This window comes from Exiguobacterium sp. NPDC077395 (assembly GCF_050269125.1).
Taxonomy (GTDB): domain Bacteria; phylum Bacillota; class Bacilli; order Exiguobacteriales; family Exiguobacteriaceae; genus Exiguobacterium; species Exiguobacterium aestuarii_A.
In genome coordinates this window covers 1-2,890 of record NZ_JBNNHU010000008.1, presented here as the reverse complement: position 1 = coordinate 2,890, position 2,890 = coordinate 1, and the positions used below count along the sequence as shown (strand labels likewise).

1 rRNA gene is annotated in these 2,890 nt (G+C 55.6%); it reads left to right on the top strand.

Annotated elements, in window-relative coordinates:
- Positions 1-24: 24 nt before the first annotated feature.
- Positions 25-2,890, top strand: a 23S ribosomal RNA gene (locus ACQKD4_RS14635); the annotation flags it as partial.

The following is a 2,890-nucleotide window of genomic DNA, read 5'->3' as shown; positions in this document are numbered from 1 at the left end:
ATGGACCGTGTGTCTTAGACGCTAGATCAAGGTAGAAAGGGCGTACGGTGGATGCCTTGGCACTAGGAGCCGATGAAGGACGCGACGAACAGCGAAATGCTCTGGGGAGTGGTAAGTACACTTTGATCCAGAGATCTCCGAATGGGGGAACCCACCGCCGGGAGACTGGCGGGACACCCACGTGAATACATAGCGTGGCGTGAGGCACACCCGGGGAACTGAAACATCTAAGTACCCGGAGGAAGAGAAAGAAAATTCGATTCCCTGAGTAGCGGCGAGCGAAACGGGAACAGCCCAAACCAGGAAGCATGCTTCCTGGGGTTGTAGGACACTCTACACGGAGTTACAAAGGGATAGGGTAGGTGAACGACCTGGAAAGGTCGGCCAGAGAAGGTGACGGCCCTGTAGCCGAAACCCCATCCCCTCCAGAGTGGATCCTGAGTACGGCGGGACACGTGAAACCCCGTCGGAATCCGGGAGGACCATCTCCCAAGGCTAAATACTTCCTAGTGACCGATAGTGAACCAGTACCGTGAGGGAAAGGTGAAAAGCACCCCGGAAGGGGAGTGAAACAGATCCTGAAACCGTATGCCTACAAGTAGTCAGAGCCCGTTCACGGGTGATGGCGTGCCTTTTGTAGAATGAACCGGCGAGTTACGATGGCGGGCGAGGTTAAGCCGATGAGGCGGAGCCGCAGCGAAAGCGAGTCTGAACAGGGCGCATCAGTCCGTCGTCGTAGACCCGAAACCAGGTGATCTACCCATGTCCAGGATGAAGGTCAGGTAACACTGACTGGAGGTCCGAACCCACGCACGTTGAAAAGTGCGGGGATGAGGTGTGGGTAGCGGTGAAATGCCAATCGAACCTGGAGATAGCTGGTTCTCTCCGAAATAGCTTTAGGGCTAGCCTCGAGGTGAAGAGTTCTGGAGGTAGAGCACTGATTGGACTAGGGGCCCCCACAGGGTTACCGAATTCAGTCAAACTCCGAATGCCAGCAACTTGTACTCGGGAGTCAGACTGCGAGTGATAAGATCCGTAGTCGAGAGGGAAACAGCCCAGACCATCAGCTAAGGTCCCCAAGTGTATGTTAAGTGGAAAAGGATGTGGCGCTGCACAGACAACTAGGATGTTGGCTTAGAAGCAGCCACCATTCAAAGAGTGCGTAATAGCTCACTAGTCGAGTGGCGCCGCGCCGAAAATGTAACGGGGCTAAACATACCACCGAAGCTATGGATCCCGTAAGGGATGGTAGGAGAGCGTTCCAAGCAGCAGTGAAGCGGTATCGTGAGGAGCCGTGGAGCGCTTGGAAGTGAGAATGCCGGTGTGAGTAGCGAAAAGAGGGGTGAGAATCCCCTCCGTCGAAAGCCTAAGGTTTCCTGAGGAAGGCTCGTCCGCTCAGGGTTAGTCTGGACCTAAGCCGAGGCCGAAAGGCGTAGGCGATGGACAACAGGTCGATATTCCTGTACCGCCGTACCACCGTTTGAACGATGGGGGGACGCAGAAGGATAAGGTGACCGTGCGACTGGAAGTGCACGGACAAGCAGCGAGGCCGTCGGGTTGGCAAATCCGCCCGGCACAAGGTTGAGCTGTGACGTGGAGCCCGTAGGGCGAAGCACCGGATTTCACGCTGCCAAGAAAAGCCTCTAGTGAGGAGGTCGGCGCCAGTACCGCAAACCGACACAGGTAGGCGAGATGAGAATTCTAAGACGCGCGGGATAACTCTCGTTAAGGAACTCGGCAAAATGGTCCCGTAACTTCGGGAGAAGGGACGCTTATGGCAACATAAGCCGCAGTGAATAGGCCCAAACGACTGTTTAGCAAAAACACAGGTCTCTGCTAAATCGCAAGATGAAGTATAGGGGCTGACGCCTGCCCGGTGCTGGAAGGTTAAGGGGATGTGTCATCGCAAGAGAAGCACTGAACCGAAGCCCCAGTAAACGGCGGCCGTAACTATAACGGTCCTAAGGTAGCGAAATTCCTTGTCGGGTAAGTTCCGACCCGCACGAAAGGCGTAACGATTTGGGCACTGTCTCAACGAGAGACCCGGTGAAATCATAGTACCTGTGAAGATGCAGGTTACCCGCGACAGGACGGAAAGACCCCATGGAGCTTTACTACAGCCTGATATTGAGGCTTTGTACGCGATGTACAGGATAGGTGGGAGTTTGTGAAGCCGGAGCGCCAGCTTCGGTGGAGACACCCTTGGGATACCACCCTTTGCGTATAGAGTCTCTAACTCGCAGCCGTGATCCGGCTGGAGGACCGTGTCAGGCGGGTAGTTTGACTGGGGCGGTCGCCTCCTAAACAGTAACGGAGGCGCCCAAAGGTTCCCTCAGAATGGTTGGAAATCATTCGAAGAGTGCAAAGGCAGAAGGGAGCTTGACTGCGAGACCTACAAGTCGAGCAGGGACGAAAGTCGGGCTTAGTGATCCGGTGGTTCCGCATGGAAGGGCCATCGCTCAACGGATAAAAGCTACCCTGGGGATAACAGGCTGATCTCCCCCAAGAGTCCACATCGACGGGGAGGTTTGGCACCTCGATGTCGGCTCATCGCATCCTGGGGCTGGAGTAGGTCCCAAGGGTTGGGCTGTTCGCCCATTAAAGCGGTACGCGAGCTGGGTTCAGAACGTCGTGAGACAGTTCGGTCCCTATCCGTCGTGGGCGCAGGAAATTTGAGGAGAGCTGTCCTTAGTACGAGAGGACCGGGATGGACGCACCGCTGGTGTACCAGTTGTTCCGCCAGGAGCATCGCTGGGTAGCTACGTGCGGACGGGATAAGTGCTGAAAGCATCTAAGCATGAAGCCCCCTCCGAGATGAGATTTCCCTTTGAGCAATCAAGAAAGACCCCTCAGAGACGATGAGGTAGATAGGTCATGGGTGGAAGCGTGG